Consider the following 13,830-nt stretch of genomic DNA (forward strand, 5'->3'; position numbering starts at 1 on the left):
TGGGAAGTCAATGAAATTTTGCCAAAAAATGTTCAGAAGGAGACCTAAAACATCATTAAAAACAAAAAGATAGAGAAGTTGGAATTGTAAGGAGGGAGGGGAAAATTGTAAAAACATTAGAGATTCTGCGCCTTAGGACGGGGGGGTAAGCTCAATCCCATTTTCGTTTGACAGCGATCAAAAAATATATGATTCTAAAAACCAGGAGGCTTTTAACCATGAAAAATATTTTATCTTTTGTTCTCATTTCAGTGTCACTTTGCGTCATAGCACCAAATTCTGTTGGGGATATTAGGCGACCTCTGAAATGTCGGACTTTAAACTCAAACAGATGTGTGGATGTAGATGAATTTAAAAAGGCAGTTAACACACGCTGTGATACTTTGAAATGCCGCAAAGTATTTTGTAAGCATAATTGTGATGTAAGAGAGAGGATAGAACAAAACCGGGCTCTCTGTGATACCCATTGTACCGGAAAGAAACTCAAGGGCAGCTCTATGTATGAAACCGCTCGTGGAACAATGGAGCAAGAAGCTAAACAAGCCAGGAGAGACGCAGCAACGTATCTGGACGATACAAAAATGGAGTGGCAACAGTTTCGCAAAAACCATCCTGAACACCAAAACTTATATGACCAATTAGAGCAATCCCAAGGTTTTTATAAAAATCTTGTGATTTTAACGAAAGCCTATGGGCAGCACGTAGAATGGGTACGAAATGGCTCAGGATTTAATGATGCTCGTGGTGATGCTAGCGGTACATTTAAAACAACTCTCGCTCAAATGCTCAAAAAAGCCTTTGGAAATGATAGAAAAAGAGCAAGAGAAGCGGCTGATGCCATGGTTCTTTTCTTTGGTAATACTCGTGATTTTATCAAGGGTTTGGTTGTCGACTCTCAAAGGGTCTTCGATGGGGACGAGATAGATTTCACACAAGAACAGTTTTCAGGATACGGAATAACAAGCAATTACGATAAATCAGGTACGTTTGAATACCTAGACTAGCTTCACTCGGACCGCTCTCTGATCAGACGCTTATACTGCTCTCGATAGAGATTAATGAGAGGATCTGTTGCTCGTCTTGCCGCCGTTACTTTCTTACTGGGAGAGAGTTCTTGATATTCCGGTATCCACTGTTGGGCGAGATAGTCGTTGAAGATCTTTTCCTTATTAAGACCGTTTAGAGTTTGTATAAGTAAAGTCTGATCCAGGTCTATGTGTTCATCTTCTAATTGGGAACATAGGCGTGCGGCCAATCTCACTCTGCTGTGCATTTGACGGTCTATCCTTTTTTGGAGATCGCGCTTACGCCTATAGAATTCTGCTTTTGAATTCCTTGCCATTTGGAATATCATCGTAGTACGCTGTTGGCTCTCCTCATGTGTTTGAACACGAATTGTTTCTAGAAACGCCCCTAGTCCTAACTTTTTAAGATACTCACTGTCGGAAGTAGGCTGCCCCTCCACCTTGCGCTGCACACCAACTCTTCTTCTTTCATTAACCTTGCCCATCCTTCTTTCTCTTGCAAAGAGGGATTCTTCCTCCTCAGAAACAGAAGCTTCATCGAAAAAGTCTACCCCTGTTGGAGAGATCGGCAACGGGGACGGAGGATATTCCTGCCATCCTTCTGCCTGAGCAGGAAATGTTTGAGGGATATAGAGCAAAGGAGGAGGGGGAACATTTCCTGCGGCAGCTCTTCCTTGACCAGGTAGATAAAAAAGAGGGGGAGGAAGGACCGTTTGTATCGACGAGTTCAAAGAAAGCCAACTCTGAGGTGTAACTACTTGCATATGGAACGTCAAAAAATCTGGATGGCGCCTACTAGTATAAAGGGTCTCTTGTTCATATTCCTCTTCACACGTCTCAACAAGAGCCCTAAACCCTTGTCCATTGCCTTGAGAAGAAACTAAGGAGGGATACCATTCTTCTGCCGTCACAGCCAAGGCAGACGACGGGACAACAAAAAGCCCTAAAAGGAACATAATACGGCTTAGAGTCTTCATCATCTTCATCTCTTTCATTGATTCATTCATTAAACCATCTTCCTAAATCAATCTCTCTCAAAAATCAATAAATATTTGATTTGTTTGACTATATCTTAGTTTATTGGTAATAATTCTTTTTTTTAAGTAGAATTGAATATAAAAATGATGAGACTGTATTTTATTATTATTTTTGGGATGTTGCTTTTGCCCCTCTCTGCCTTAGCAGCGCAAGGAGAAGAGGTTTCTATGGGGGTAGATAATCAACACCTCCTTTCTGTATCCCCCAAAGCCTCCCGAGAAGAACCTCTAGATCGGGGTACACTTTTGAGATTATTAGCCAAACCCTCTAGTCCTATATACACTCGTCCCGCACGCTCCTCTCCTAGACAAAATTTCTTGCCCACGGCGCGGTGTGAACGGCCCTTGGCGCAGTGTTTGGCCCAAAAACGCCAAGAACAGAAAATAGGGGAGGCCCTTGGCACTTTCGCCAGTCGAAGTGACACTTCCCCCTTAGCCCCAATGACTCTGGATCCCTCTATTGCCCTGGAAATCTCTCAGATTCTCAGCGGGTCCTTTGGGTCCGAGAGGGCCTCTCTTTTGAAAACAAAACTTCAGCACCTCAGGGACGACCATACCCTAACCATACAACAGATAAACGAGACAACCTTACAGTTTGTTTCCTGTATACGATTATCACAAATAGATGGTGAGCTTTTCCAAAAAAGAGACCAAATTTTCAGAGAGTCACACGCTAGTTTGCAGGCCTACTTTTTAGACCAAGAAGTGCTTATAACATCCTCCTTTCCCCGCTTAGATCAATGGCACCTCCACATAGCAGAGTTGATCGCCAGAACCTATGAAACCATGGTGATTATAAACGGTGAAACAACGGAACTGCTGAACCTGCTTCCTCAAAAACAAGAAATATTAGCAAAATTATTGGGAGACAAAATGCGTGAAGCTACCTTCAATACAACCCCCTTAGGGCAGATAAGATCCAGTGCTTTACACGCCATATATCTCACTCTCAGCCCTGACTATCAGGCTTTATGCGACCTCAATTCACTCTTCTGCGGAGAAGAAATCGACGTCCCTTAATATGGTGTGATCAAACCATAGGATTGTATTCCCCGCTGCTTACGGCGGGGTTTTTTCTTTTTTTAAAAACTGTCGGGTGGTAAGCTGCTGACCTTTCCCCACTTTTACTTTTTTGGGAAAGGGGGTACAATGAAAGAAAAACAAAAGCAAAATCAAAAGAGAAATAAAAAGCTGGGGAGAGGCAATGACAGGATTATTTTCGGGGTTGAGAAAAGGCCTCTTATATGGGAGCCTTATGGGTATGGGGTGTGTGGCCCAGGCGGCCTGTCTAAAACCTACCTTGCATAAAGTCATGGACACGGTGGACAAGGTTACAAGCCCACTCGCTCAAAACGTGACATGCTATACCGACTGTAACCAAAAGGTGGGGTGGCAAGGTGGGGAAGCATTTCAAACTTATTTTCGCCAGCATGCAAATTTGCCGGTGCCTCAGATCATGGCCTTGTTAGAGCAGCCAGCCACAGGATACCTCTCAGATACAGAGCAAGAGGCGAGGAAGGCTTTGCACTGCCTCAAGACGTGCCGCTTGTCGGTAACCGTACGGTTTCTAGCCCAGTTTTTGGGGTCCATGGAAGACGAGTCCACGGTGCGTGCCGTAGGGATTGTTTTAGGCGCCACTTCCTCTCACTGGACAAGACAAAGGGATCCTCAGCAGGTAGTTCGAGGAGAGAGTGAAGACACAAAATTATTTGGGGTGGCGTTTCATAAAGGGTTTTATCGGGGCGCTCGACGGGTGTTGCGTCATGAAGATACCAAACGAGCACGATTTATGAAGAACATGGATATTTTGAAACAAGTGTTCTTTGAAATGTATGGGCCCCTCAAACTAGCGCCCCAGTACGCCCGATCCCACGGGATAAGGTGACAGGGATCAAGCAAAGGGAAGGGGGAGGATGGTCCCCCTGTCTCTCCTCTAAAAGAGGTCTATTTAGACTTAGGACGGGAGGAAAGATAACCTTGTTTTGCTTTTGCTATTTTGAAGCAGTCTGCTTTCCAGGCGGTAATATCAACAGAAAGGGAGTCGGGAGAAGATCCGAACCTCATCTTAAGGTTGCCGTGCTCATCCGTAAATACTCTATTATCGAATATAGCATTGGTAATTTCTGCTGCGATGATGCCTCTTTCAACATTTTCAGCAGTAAGATTGAGTCTTGGGTCGTGGAGAGTTGAATCTTCCTGTATGTCAAGTTTGGCTAAAATTGTTCTTTGTCCATCAGTAAAAGAGCGAGAGACGGGGGTTCTTTCTAAGGGAAGGTCCCTAGGGGCATCGGCCGCTGCCGACGCATCTCTGAAAAGGATGAGTGTCAGAGTTAGGCTTAAGGATAGGATAGAAATAACGTTCATTTAAGGTCTCCATGAAAATAAAAACATAAAAAGGAAAGTAATTTATAGTAAAAAAATAAAAAAATATCAACATCTTATTTTATATTTTTTATTTGTTCACTTGGTATGAGTCTACACACTCAGGAAAATGGGCATTGAAAAAGAAGCGGAAGTTTTCTAGACTAAGACTATGATTGGATCGTCGTCTCTACAGAAAAAGTCCTTTCGTCTTTCGGGGCATGCCACCTCCATCGCGTTGGAGCCCATTTTTTGGCAGCAGCTGCAACGTCTGGCAGAGCAGCGGGGTATTTCTTTATCCCGCCTCGTGCAACAAGTTGACCTGAAGATGCCAGCTAATCTTGCCAGTGCGTTGCGGGTTTTGGTGGTGGAAGCCTTGATAGAGAAGGAGCTGGGCGTTATTTCAACGTCTCTGATTTAGCTGGGGCGCCAAGAGCATCGAAGGTTAGTTTTTCGATTTTCATCTGAGCGTCCTCCAGTTGGTTTTCACAATATTTTTTCAGCTGAATCCCGCGTTCATACAAAGAAATGGAATTCTCTAAGGAATCTTGACCCGACTCTAACTGACGGACAATGGTTTCTAGCTCTCCCATAGCTTGTTCAAAATTCTCAGGGAGAGGGGACGTTTCAGGTTTAGTCATCTGCATTCACTTCTTTTTTGATAGGGCTAATATAAACAGTGTCTCCTTGAACAGAGACAACCGTCACCAAGGTTTGGGCAGGGCAATCGGGGCCGACGAGGGTGTACGATTTTTCTCCCCACGTGAGGGTGCCTTTCCCCTTTTTAATGGGAGAGGTGAGGGCAAACACATCTTCTTTCCGAAGAGGATGCTGGGCAGAGGCAGGAGGGGCTGCATGAATAAACAGAAGACTCAAAATGAGGAGCACAAAAAAGATAGTCAGCTGAATAGTGGTGGAAAGGGGGCAGCTTTTCGTTAAAAAAGGATAAATAAAACTGATGGTGCCCGTGACAAAGGTAGTGCCACTGACAATTAATGGGATGCGTTTGGGAATAAACAAGGCCAGCAGCACAAATAATCCGCTGACAATCAGCCACCGATCAGGAGTAATGAGAAGAAAGGATGATATCATCACGCGGTTAACCCTCTTTTTGGCCCGCGGTTTTGATAAGACCCGACGGGAGTCCTGACCATATCATAAGCCCTTTAGGGTGGCAAAATTAATTTTTTTCTAAGAAAAAGGGAGGGCGGCGCCTTAATGAGAGAGAAAAGTCTGCTTAACGTCTTTTGGGTTTCTGTTTCCGGGCGTTCCGGTTCCATTGGTACCGTGGGTTATTTTTTTCATTCCTCACTTTATCAATAATAGCGCTTCTTATCTGTTTCCTAATGTTAGGGTCAGGGCTTAGCTCACCCACGTAGGCCTCTAAGAAAACCTTATAGAGAGGGAAATAGAGTTTGCTATTTTTACGCCAAGCGTACATGGGGAGGGCATAAAAACGTACCGCGTCATCCATGAATGATTTTCTGTTTTCTAAAGACTGTGCCATGGTTTCCGTATCAATAAAGTAAATAAACTTTCCATCGTAAAAAATATTATTGGGGTGGAAGTCTCCATGAACGATGGTGGTGCATTGCCCTAAATCAGTACCGCCTGTTAAGAGGCAATTTTGTCCCCCCATGAATCTTTTTTGGAAATGACCCAGAACTTCGCCCAATTTTTTGAACGCCTGGATGGTTTGGGGATTGTTTCCTAGCCTCAGGTATTCAACAAGGCTGTGTCCCTTGGCAGAATGGAGGAGAACAATGAATTTTTCCTGCCCCCTTGCATCATAATAGCGATAAAAGTCTTCGGCGAAGGTCATCTGGGGCAAGGACGGATTTCTGACTTTTCCCAGCTCTCTGAGGTAGGGGCTTCTTTGTAAAACATTGAGATTAACGGCTTCTCTCATCGCCTTTTTTGAGGGTAATTCCTTGATAATAAACGCCATTTTAAAAGGTTGGTCACGGGCGCAGTCTGGCCGATATCTGACAAAGAAAAGATGTGCAGTTGAAGACCCTCCTTTGGTATCAGTCTGCGTCACCGTCAAACAAGAGGGGTGGCTGAATAATTTAACATTAAGGAGCCGCGCTCTTTTGAGCCAGGCTTTCAGGTTGGAAGGAGTCAAGTCACCCCGTATACCGGTGTCTGGTGCATTTAACACCGCAGTCTGGGGGTTTTTTAGAGCCTCTTGATAATCCTGTTGCTGGCTTAGGGAGGAGGTGGCGCTGGCATTGAAGCAAACCATTCCCACAAGAAGACTTCTCAGAGATTTTTGGAACCATGCCACTTTGGTCGTACTGATTTGAGAAAGCGTTGTCATGAGACCCCTGTTTTATTATTACCTTTATTCTGGAGCTTCAGGGAGGGGGTGTCAAGGATAGGCTCGCGAAGGCGGCTCTACCCTTCTCACAACACCTTTTGGGGGGTCGGATCAATCTCTTTGTCGGTTAATTTTTCCCCTTTTTGAGAGAAGGTTTCTTCTCGGATGGGTTTCCCTTCTTCATTGTAGGTTACCCGTTTTAAAAGAGTGCCATCCTCAAAATACTGAAGTTGTTGGCCCTGGATTTTATTGTCTTTATAGATGCATTCCTCAAGCACCTTTCCACTGGGGTAAAAGAGTTTTGAGGGGCCCTCCAAAAGACCATTCACGTAGAGGCATTGACGCAGGAGAGTTTTCTGGGGGGTAAAGACTTGGAATTCCCCCTCAAGGTGGTCTTCTTTATAAGTGGCGAGGGCTTGGATCATCTCGCTTGCGCCGTAAAAAATGGCAGGGCCATTCCTTTTGTCTTGGTCGTAAGTAATTTCCGACAGTTTAGATCCTTGAAAATAGAAACGAGCCACGCCCTTTTTTTGACCCTGTACATAAGGGATTTCTTGGGCGACTTTTTGATAGTCATCGTAGGCAAGGAAGGTGCCCTCTATTTTTCCGTCCTTAAAGGGGATACGTTGAACCACCCGTCCTTGGGTGTCTTTGACTTCTTGCACCCCCTCTTTGGGTTCTGGAGAAGGAGGCGTCTCGACTGTAGGGGCAGCAGGTTCTGCTGGAGCTGGGGGTGGCTCTGTAACGGGCGGCACGGCACTCGCTGTTTTTTCTTTTTCTTTTAATTGGCCTAAAAAAGCGGATGAAAAGGGATCAGGCATCATTATCCTCCTAACATGACGGCAGGGGCTTTAACGGCAGCAAGCGCGCTGCTTTGTAGTACAGCTGTGGCAGTGCCTACGAGCACCAGGCCGGCTTGAGCCGTGCCTGTAATGTTTTGGGCTGCCATGATGACGCCGGTCTTGCCCGTCAGCGTGATGGTGTCGGCGGTGACTCCTGCCATGGTTTGGGCCACTGCCATAATCTGCATTGCTTTTACGCTCATGTTGGCGGTGACGTCCATCACACAGTTGGCTTGCGTCTTGATCATGATGTTGCCGGTAACAGTGAGGGTTAAGTTGCCTCCCACTGTGAGATCATAGTTGCCACTCACGACGGTGGCAACATTGCCCGTCACATTGGTGGTTTGATTTCCTGCAGCCAGTGTTATGTCTTGGTTTCCCTGTTGAAGGGTGGTTGCCTGGTTGCCTTGTGTGAGAATGATGGTTTCATTCCCTTGAGTGAGCGTGACGCTGCGGTTCCCTTTATCCAACAGGATGGTCTCATTCCCCTCATTGAGGGTCATGGTGCGATTTCCTTTTTTAAGGGTCAGCGTATCATTGCCGCCCGTGCCCTCATTATTGAAGATAGTGGCGGTGCGATTCCCATTAAACACTTCCGTATCCAAGTCTTTTTGGGCGTGCATAAAGATTTGTTCGCTGTCTTTTAAATCTTCAAATCGAAGCTCGTTAAACCCACCTCCGCCTTTTGAGGAGTTTGTCATGATGGTACTTTTCGTGGGAGTGTCGGGCAAATAGGGGGGAGGGTTATCCCCATTATAAACACAGCCCGTAATCAGCGGATAATCAGGGTCGCCATTTAAGAAGGAGACAATCACTTCTTGCCCGATGCGTGGCGTAAAGAGGATACCCCAACTTTTTCCAACCCAGCCTTGGCTGACGCGAATCCAGCAGGATGTTTTATCGTCTTTGGTATCGCTGAGGTCCCAATGGAATTTGACGAGAACGCGGCCATATTGATCGGTCCATATTTCTTCCCCCGCTTTACCGGTGACAATGGCGGTTTGTGTGCCATAAATTTTAGGCCGAGGTGTTTTAAGCGGAGGAGAGTAGGGTTGTATTTTATGGAAAAAAGTCACCTTGTTTGAGTACAGGGATTGCTCGAGATCCTCATTGGTTTCGGCTTGTTTTCCTTCATGCTGAATCTCATAAATGGCGAAGTCTTTTTTGTTTTCTGTTTGGCGAGGACAATTGGTCAGCGTAAACGTTGTGCCTACTTGAAGCAGAGGGATATTGGTACGGCCTGTACAATAAGCAAAGGGGAATTCAATGGCCGTCAAGCGACGATCTGAAATTTTGGTGCCATCCGTTTGTACCACGTAATTGCCCGGATAGTTGTACACCTCTTGGTCAGTTCCTTCTCCTTGAGAAGTGGCTTTTAAAGGGGCTGTGGGTTTCTCAAAATCATAATCTTGGGTGGTATAGATAGAAGACACTAATTCTTGGCAGACCCTAAGGTCAAAGAGACCGGCAAGATGGGCGCTGGGTTCGTTGGCATTTTGAATATTGGAGATGAGGCTTACCTCACTATTCGGTTGCAAAGTGGTGGAGGCATCACAGAGCACGAGGATATGGTCGCCCGCAAGGTGGGCAAAGAAATAGTAGATTCCTTCTGCTTCCATCAAACGAGAGATGAATTGAAAGTCACTTTCGTTATATTGCACACAATACTCCCGCACTGTTTGCCCAGCAGAAGAGGTGTTATCCATAATCGTGATGCTGTGATCGCCTAGAACCTCTTTGATGATATCGAGGGTCGCCATATTTTGAAAGATTTTGCAATTTTCGCGCAAGGTGGCAAGCCACAGTTTGGGCCTGAGGGTTAGATAGTAATACGTACGCTCCTGCTGTCGATAATTTTGCGGATCGGTCACCGCGACGGTAGACCCTTGTGTAAAGCGGGTGACAATGCCGCTGATGTATTTGACAGAGTCTTGAAATTGAATCGCAATGGTGGCGCTTTCCTGCAAAAGCGCGGTGAAATCAATATCGTTGTTGCTGGCGTTTGCTACATGGGTGGCATAAAGCTCGGCCTTAAATTCAAAAAGGGAGCAGAAGCCCTCTGTTCCTTCAAACTTATTGAGGATAAACGCGTCCTTTCCCAACGCCGTGGTGATGGTGAGATAAACGTTTTTGCCTGTGGTTAGGGGTGATACCATTCTGTAAAAGCCTCGCTAATAGTAGACGAGAATCCGTCGTTTTTATCAAGGGTTTTTTGAGGGTTATTTTAGGGAAAGAGGGGGGATGAATTTCTTTATCTTTTCTTTCACCAACAATCGGAGGTCTAGGGCTCTCCAATAAGGCCTCCGATGTTTCTTTTGATGGAGGTATTGATCATACGCTCGCCGAAGCTTTCGCGCCATTTCTTGAAGAAGGACTTCTTCCTCCGCTGTTAGCTCATCATCATTAATCAGCAAAAAGGGGGGGATCTTATTATCTTTAAAGAGGGGAGCATTCAGCAAAGTATAGAGGCGCTGCTTGTCCTTTGAAATCCCAACAACCGCATCGGCGGCGGTCTCAAAATTCTTATACTGTTTTATGTCGATGAAGGCGTCCGGATTAAAAAATCGTCTGGCGAGGTCTCCATCTCCCCAGTAGATAGGAATGGCGCCGGATTCAAAGACATTGGTGATTTTTTCCGTGAGATAGCCCGGACGATCATGATTTTCCATGGCAAGACCAAAGTTATATTGTTTATAGATGTTTTTCAGATCATAATACGTGCCGGGGGCTGCATACCCGGGGGTTTGAGAGCATTTGCCCAGCGAGATGGCTTTCTCGTTAAACCTTTCCCGCAGCAAGCGGAACATCTCGTCCCTTTCTTTGATACAGTGAGAGCTGATATAGGCCACTTGGAGGGGTCGGATCTTGTTCTTCTCCCGCTCTCTCATGGCTTCTTTTAGGAGCTTTCGCAGGTTTTGTTTTCCATACACAATATAGGGCATAAAAATAAAATTATCTCCTTGCCTATACCGAGCAGTTATCTCTAAAAAAGGATAGCCAGAGGGCAGATATCTTTTCCAGCGTAGATTGTCGTATTCTCCAGAGTAGGCCAAATAGGGGGCGTGTGTGGTATGCGTTTTATGGGTGGGGGTGTAATATTCTTTCAGAATAAGGTGGGGGGACGCTGACTCTGACGAAAAAATGACTTTATACTCTGGAAAGGCTCGGGTAATGATGCGTTGCATCGCGCGGGGGGCATTATTCCGCACATAAAACTCACCACCCGCTTGGGGAAGGGCAAATTGCCACTTTGTAAAACACTCATGGAAGGTTGCCCACAAGAAGTGTCTATATTGAGAGCCTATTTGAAAAAGGAGGACCCCCAGTGCCAACAGAAAAAAAAGACGGAAAAAACGAATTCTAGTGACCATGATCTATACCTTGGGAGCAACTTACAGGAAAAGAGGTCTCTCTTCAAAGAATTTTGAAGGCTTTTTTATTCATGGTGTTCTGGTGATCATCTTTTGTCCACTCGGTGCTTTTGCGATTAAGCCAGCTGGTCCAATGCAGAGCTATCCCTTGGCCCAGTTTCACCAGGGGAACTTCTTCTTTTTTGAGAATCAGATTTAAATGGAAATCTTGGTCTTCTCCGCAGAAAAAAGCCACCAGGATTTTAAGCGCGCTGTAAGCTTTTCCTGGCTTTAAGAAATTGATGTAGCCTTTAATGCCGAGGGGGCCCACATGAATCTTAATAGACTGTTGTTGTTCCCAGAAACGATCCCCTAAAATGGCTGTTTCTCCCAGCCGGTTAAATTGACCATCGTCCCCTATTTTTGTTTGTTGATCGAGGGGCACCTTCACCCACGCTCCTTGAAATTGATCGATCTTCACAGGGACATTAAAATAATTACGCAGTAGTTTTTCAAGGGCGACCACAGACCGGCGTTGCTGCCAGATCAACCCCGTGTAAAATAATAAAGAACGATTCAACACTTGAAGGCGACGATCTTTTTTATTCACCACCCCTAAGCCTAAAATAGACCTCAGCATTCTCCCCATAAAAGTGTCTTCAGGGGGATTCGCCGCCACACCCACCCAATACTTTTTGCGAATGCGATGCAAAAGCGAAATAAGGCGGTGATTAAAAATATCTAGAAAAGAATGGAGCGCCGTATCTTTTTGACGGTCACGATCCATCACCATTTGCGTGTACGGTGTGGGAAGAGGTCCTTGAATACCCGCCAGATTCAGGAAATTTGTCTTGATGATGGGTTGAGGCGACTCAATTTCTTCCACCCCAACCACATCTGTTGTTTGAAATCCGAACTCGAGGTGCGTTTTAATCCGGATGGATTCGGTGTGGGGATGATGCCCTTCCCCCAACGGAGTTGCCTCAGGATTGAGGCATTCAAGGATTTTGACCAACGCATGAAACTCAAATTGGTCAGCCTCCTGAGACAAAAGACCAATTAAGGAGCGTTTTTTTAAAGGAGTGTCTGTTCTCCGGCGCGTGCGGGCCATGTTTTCCATATACTTTCTTTGTGAATGCTTTTAAGGGATAATTCGGTAAAAGAGTTAATCTGGGTATAAAGCCCAAAAAAATGACTGAGAACTTGCGAAAATAAAAATACTTCCAATCCGCCACGAGGATCGTGTTCATCCACAGTAAGGGTGACGCCGGTGCCTTTTGTGAATCCTCGCCAAGCATCCGTTCCCATGCGTCGGACAATGGGGTTGGTTGTCATTTCTTTCAGGCAACTAACGGCCAAATTGAGATCTTCATCCATGGATACATTGAAGAGTCTCAATAGTTCTTTCAGCACACGCAAGCTTTCCTCTCCTGAAGAAAAGGAGAGATAGTTGACAGCTAAAGTGGAAATGAGCTGCCATTGGGTTTGACCATCTTCTGCAGGATAAAAGGTATCTGTTGGTTCGTGAAGACACACGATAGAATCCATGGGAACTGGATCATTACTTTTCAAAAAAGTATTGACTGTTAATAAAGACGCTAAATCTCGGTTTGTGCAGAGAAGGGAGGCATAGACCACGTCTGTGGGGGGCAATTCGGGTTTTAAATCCCAGTTGATAAAACTGAGCCACATATCAGTGCCAGGGACATCAAGATCAATGGTGGGGGTGCGTCGAGAGGCCCAAAAAATAGTATGACCTTCTTGGGCCGCTTGGTGTGTATAAGAAAAATAAGGCTGAACTTCTTGAACGGTAGAACTGTGAAGAGACGACATAAAGAGTTTGTCTATGCTATGAATCTCCGTTGTCACTTCCCGCCGATAGTCGGCTACGAGCCGATACTCTATTTTCTTATGCTCAAATCGCAGGGGTTCTGACGTGTGGGGAAATAAATTCACAATGGGGGTGCATCCCAACAATAAACGATAGTTCGTGAAAGAAAGAGACTGGGCAGCGGCTGTATCCGTCAGAGGGACATAAATAAAAACCTCTTCATTTGCTTGGCTAAAATCTAAATTTTCTAAATCAAAAAACATAAATTTCCGGGGGAAAGAAAAGTATTCCTGTAAAAGCCCGTAGGCAGGGTGGGCATTAGAGGGGCAGGGAATGAGATTTTCATCCAAGCCAAATCCAACCGATTTAACAGATTTTTCTGGAAGGATCTTCGGAGGTTTTCCTTTTTCATATTCTAGTGCAATTTTATACTCTTTTTCAAAAATCAACCGGTGCAAAATACTTTGTTCAACAGACGTCCCATTCATATAAAAACGCAATCGTTTGATATCGAGTTTATGAAAGGGCGTTTTTAAAGCCCTCAAGCTAATTTTCATGAGATACGGATGGGAAGAGAGAGAAAAATTAATGGTTTCTGCATTAATCAACTCAACATTTGAGACCTCAATAGGCCACACCTCGGTTTCGTATCCCGTCCGGAAGTAACACATGTCGTTAGACCTTGAATCCGCATACAAAGAGAAATGGCGTGGAATAATGGCACTGGAAGTAGCCGGTTTTGCACTAGAGGGATTAAACTGAGCAATACTCATGGGGGGGACAGGGGCCACCAAGTGAGGATACAGAATGCCCAATAAGGCTCTGGAAAACCGGGGGAGCTGATCATCAATGTCTTTCTGTAAAAATCCCGTCAAGAACGCAAAAGACTCAATCAGCCGCTCCATCTGCGGATCAGAGTTATCTTGGTCCAAAAAATTAAGCCGCCGCGCAATTTTCGGATACTTCCGAGCAAATGCCTTACCCATATGGCGCAAGAAAGAAAGCTCACGGTGGAAATAGAGTAGATCGCTATCGTTTGGCTTCGTCATATGATCCTCCCCCCA

General features: G+C 45.3%; 15 protein-coding genes. 4 read left to right on the plus strand and 11 right to left on the minus strand.

Translation table 11 applies throughout. The features are described from left to right. Nucleotides 1-218 precede the first annotated feature (218 nt). The gene (locus tag A2621_02235; protein ID OFW89702.1) at nt 219-1,004 is read left to right on the plus strand and encodes a hypothetical protein; all 786 of its coding nucleotides are present in this window, start codon (nt 219-221) and stop codon (nt 1,002-1,004) included. Between the two features lie 2 nt (nt 1,005-1,006). Here the strand turns inward: A2621_02235 and A2621_02240 are convergent, their stop codons facing one another. After that, complete coding sequence (locus A2621_02240) at nt 1,007-2,032, minus strand: hypothetical protein (GenBank protein OFW89703.1); 1,026 nt, start codon at nt 2,030-2,032, stop codon at nt 1,007-1,009. A gap of 114 nt (nt 2,033-2,146) precedes the next feature. On the opposite strand from A2621_02240, the gene A2621_02245 reads away from it, so the two are divergent. Continuing rightward, the gene (locus A2621_02245; protein OFW89704.1) at nt 2,147-3,082 is read left to right on the plus strand and encodes a hypothetical protein; all 936 of its coding nucleotides are present in this window, start codon (nt 2,147-2,149) and stop codon (nt 3,080-3,082) included. 39 nt (nt 3,083-3,121) lie between these two features. Here A2621_02245 and A2621_02250 read toward each other — a convergent pair whose 3' ends face one another. Continuing rightward, nucleotides 3,122-3,376: a hypothetical protein gene (locus tag A2621_02250; protein OFW89705.1), complete on the minus strand. Its 255-nt coding sequence runs from the start codon at nt 3,374-3,376 to the stop codon at nt 3,122-3,124. Here A2621_02250 and A2621_02255 point away from each other — a divergent pair. Further along, a complete protein-coding gene (locus A2621_02255) occupies nt 3,375-3,947 on the plus strand; it encodes a hypothetical protein (protein ID OFW89706.1) in 573 nt (190 codons plus the stop codon). The genes A2621_02250 and A2621_02255 overlap by 2 nt on opposite strands. 59 nt (nt 3,948-4,006) lie before the next feature. Here A2621_02255 and A2621_02260 read toward each other — a convergent pair whose 3' ends face one another. Then, nucleotides 4,007-4,426, minus strand: a complete 420-nt coding sequence (locus A2621_02260) for a hypothetical protein (protein ID OFW89707.1) — start codon at nt 4,424-4,426, stop codon at nt 4,007-4,009. Between the two features lie 169 nt (nt 4,427-4,595). On the opposite strand from A2621_02260, the gene A2621_02265 reads away from it, so the two are divergent. After that, on the plus strand, nt 4,596-4,844 hold the full coding sequence (locus A2621_02265; GenBank protein OFW89708.1) for a hypothetical protein: 249 nt from the start codon (nt 4,596-4,598) through the stop codon (nt 4,842-4,844). Here the strand turns inward: A2621_02265 and A2621_02270 are convergent. From A2621_02270 to A2621_02305, 8 genes are all read right to left on the minus strand, one after another. Further along, complete coding sequence (locus A2621_02270; GenBank protein ID OFW89709.1) at nt 4,822-5,064, minus strand: exodeoxyribonuclease VII small subunit; 243 nt, start codon at nt 5,062-5,064, stop codon at nt 4,822-4,824. The genes A2621_02265 and A2621_02270 overlap by 23 nt on opposite strands. Beyond that, nucleotides 5,057-5,515 (minus strand): hypothetical protein, encoded by a 459-nt coding sequence (locus tag A2621_02275; GenBank protein ID OFW89710.1) that lies wholly within the window; start codon nt 5,513-5,515, stop codon nt 5,057-5,059. Before A2621_02275 ends, A2621_02270 begins: the two co-directional genes overlap by 8 nt. 145 nt (nt 5,516-5,660) lie before the next feature. Continuing rightward, nucleotides 5,661-6,743 carry a hypothetical protein gene (locus A2621_02280; GenBank protein ID OFW89711.1) on the minus strand — a complete coding sequence of 361 codons (1,083 nt, stop codon included), beginning with the start codon at nt 6,741-6,743 and terminating at the stop codon, nt 5,661-5,663. 86 nt (nt 6,744-6,829) lie between these two features. Beyond that, nucleotides 6,830-7,564 carry a hypothetical protein gene (locus A2621_02285; protein OFW89712.1) on the minus strand — a complete coding sequence of 245 codons (735 nt, stop codon included), beginning with the start codon at nt 7,562-7,564 and terminating at the stop codon, nt 6,830-6,832. A gap of 2 nt (nt 7,565-7,566) precedes the next feature. Then, nucleotides 7,567-9,741 carry a hypothetical protein gene (locus A2621_02290; GenBank protein ID OFW89713.1) on the minus strand — a complete coding sequence of 725 codons (2,175 nt, stop codon included), beginning with the start codon at nt 9,739-9,741 and terminating at the stop codon, nt 7,567-7,569. Between the two features lie 63 nt (nt 9,742-9,804). Further along, entirely contained in the window at nt 9,805-10,956 is a 1,152-nt protein-coding gene (locus A2621_02295) for a hypothetical protein (protein OFW89714.1), read from the minus strand. Nucleotides 10,957-10,999: 43 nt separating this feature from the next. Further along, the gene (locus A2621_02300; protein OFW89715.1) at nt 11,000-12,055 is read right to left on the minus strand and encodes a hypothetical protein; all 1,056 of its coding nucleotides are present in this window, start codon (nt 12,053-12,055) and stop codon (nt 11,000-11,002) included. Then, nucleotides 12,010-13,815 carry a hypothetical protein gene (locus A2621_02305; protein ID OFW89716.1) on the minus strand — a complete coding sequence of 602 codons (1,806 nt, stop codon included), beginning with the start codon at nt 13,813-13,815 and terminating at the stop codon, nt 12,010-12,012. Before A2621_02305 ends, A2621_02300 begins: the two co-directional genes overlap by 46 nt. Nucleotides 13,816-13,830: the final 15 nt, after the last annotated feature.

The sequence above is a fragment of the Alphaproteobacteria bacterium RIFCSPHIGHO2_01_FULL_41_14 genome (assembly GCA_001767855.1).
GTDB lineage: Bacteria > Pseudomonadota > Alphaproteobacteria > UBA7879 > UBA5542 > 2-01-FULL-41-14.

Bases quoted from the DNA above. Each gene is read 5' to 3' on its own strand.
- A2621_02235 (OFW89702.1), top strand. From the start codon at position 219: ATGAAAAATATTTTATCTTTTGTTCTCATTTCAGTGTCACTTTGCGTC.
- A2621_02240 (OFW89703.1), bottom strand. From the start codon at position 2,032: ATGAATGAATCAATGAAAGAGATGAAGATGATGAAGACTCTAAGCCGT.
- A2621_02245 (OFW89704.1), top strand. From the start codon at position 2,147: ATGATGAGACTGTATTTTATTATTATTTTTGGGATGTTGCTTTTGCCC.
- A2621_02255 (OFW89706.1), top strand. From the start codon at position 3,375: ATGGACACGGTGGACAAGGTTACAAGCCCACTCGCTCAAAACGTGACA.
- A2621_02250 (OFW89705.1), bottom strand. From the start codon at position 3,376: ATGACTTTATGCAAGGTAGGTTTTAGACAGGCCGCCTGGGCCACACAC.
- A2621_02260 (OFW89707.1), bottom strand. From the start codon at position 4,426: ATGAACGTTATTTCTATCCTATCCTTAAGCCTAACTCTGACACTCATC.
- A2621_02265 (OFW89708.1), top strand. From the start codon at position 4,596: ATGATTGGATCGTCGTCTCTACAGAAAAAGTCCTTTCGTCTTTCGGGG.
- A2621_02270 (OFW89709.1), bottom strand. From the start codon at position 5,064: ATGACTAAACCTGAAACGTCCCCTCTCCCTGAGAATTTTGAACAAGCT.
- A2621_02275 (OFW89710.1), bottom strand. From the start codon at position 5,515: ATGATATCATCCTTTCTTCTCATTACTCCTGATCGGTGGCTGATTGTC.
- A2621_02280 (OFW89711.1), bottom strand. From the start codon at position 6,743: ATGACAACGCTTTCTCAAATCAGTACGACCAAAGTGGCATGGTTCCAA.
- A2621_02285 (OFW89712.1), bottom strand. From the start codon at position 7,564: ATGCCTGATCCCTTTTCATCCGCTTTTTTAGGCCAATTAAAAGAAAAA.
- A2621_02290 (OFW89713.1), bottom strand. From the start codon at position 9,741: ATGGTATCACCCCTAACCACAGGCAAAAACGTTTATCTCACCATCACC.
- A2621_02295 (OFW89714.1), bottom strand. From the start codon at position 10,956: ATGGTCACTAGAATTCGTTTTTTCCGTCTTTTTTTTCTGTTGGCACTG.
- A2621_02300 (OFW89715.1), bottom strand. From the start codon at position 12,055: ATGGAAAACATGGCCCGCACGCGCCGGAGAACAGACACTCCTTTAAAA.
- A2621_02305 (OFW89716.1), bottom strand. From the start codon at position 13,815: ATGACGAAGCCAAACGATAGCGATCTACTCTATTTCCACCGTGAGCTT.